At 42.9% G+C, this 806-nt stretch carries 1 protein-coding gene; it reads right to left on the minus strand.

Annotation, left to right across the window (positions count from 1 at the left end; all coding sequences use genetic code 11):
* Positions 1–53: 53 nt before the first annotated feature.
* A protein-coding gene (locus tag HC723_RS16975; RefSeq protein ID WP_238925536.1) for an IS6 family transposase occupies positions 54–736 on the minus strand; the annotation gives its coding sequence in 2 pieces (ribosomal slippage) (positions 54–223 and positions 223–736; 684 coding nt in all).
* Between the last annotated feature and the right edge of the window lie 70 nt (positions 737–806).

Consider the following 806-nt stretch of genomic DNA (forward strand, 5'->3'; position numbering starts at 1 on the left):
GGTTCTGTCGCAAAGTTTTAATAAGCGGCTATTGCACTAATCTCCAGGCGTAATTACGCTACGAGACCGTAAAACTGTTCCCAACTAGATAATCCATTTGGATTATCTAGTTGTTCATTTTTGATCATCGTCCACAATTCGATACCGGCTAGTGTATTGCTCGCCCCCTCATCACTTTTCCAGCCTAGGCATTGATGCATCTTTCCTTTCACCTTTCTGTGACTTGCTCAACCATATTATTCAAATACTTCACTTGGAGTACTTCAATTAATTCGAGCATTCGGCCTGACAACCAAAGTTGAACATTAAGGTGGTGCAAGGCTAAGGCATTCGCACCACTCTTATCGATGACGACTTTTTTAGGTAAGCCGTGTTGTTCAAACGCCTTATTGAAAAAGGCACGAGCAGCCGTTTCATCTCGACGGGGAGACAATAAAAAGTCGATCACCTGACCACGATTATCAACGGCTCGATAATAGTAAAGCCATTGCCCTTTTACTTTAATATAAGTTTCATCCATTCGCCAAGAAGAAGCCACTGGCTTCTTTTTTTGACGCGCTCGACACGCTAATAACGGGCTGAATTTAATTACCCAGCGATTGAGGGTTGAGTGATCAATCGACAGTCCACGCTCGGCTAGGATCTCTTCAATTTCACGATAGCTGAGTTTGTAAGCTAGGTAATAACGTACGGCGAGAAGGATGATAGCGGATGGAAATTGACAACCTTTAAACATAATGAGGGTATCCGGTTGGTAAGCAGTACGGTATTTTACCGTAGATCAATCAAACTTTGCGACAAAACCG

The sequence above is a fragment of the Vibrio sp. S11_S32 genome (genome assembly GCF_014694465.1).
Lineage (GTDB): Bacteria > Pseudomonadota > Gammaproteobacteria > Enterobacterales > Vibrionaceae > Vibrio > Vibrio algicola.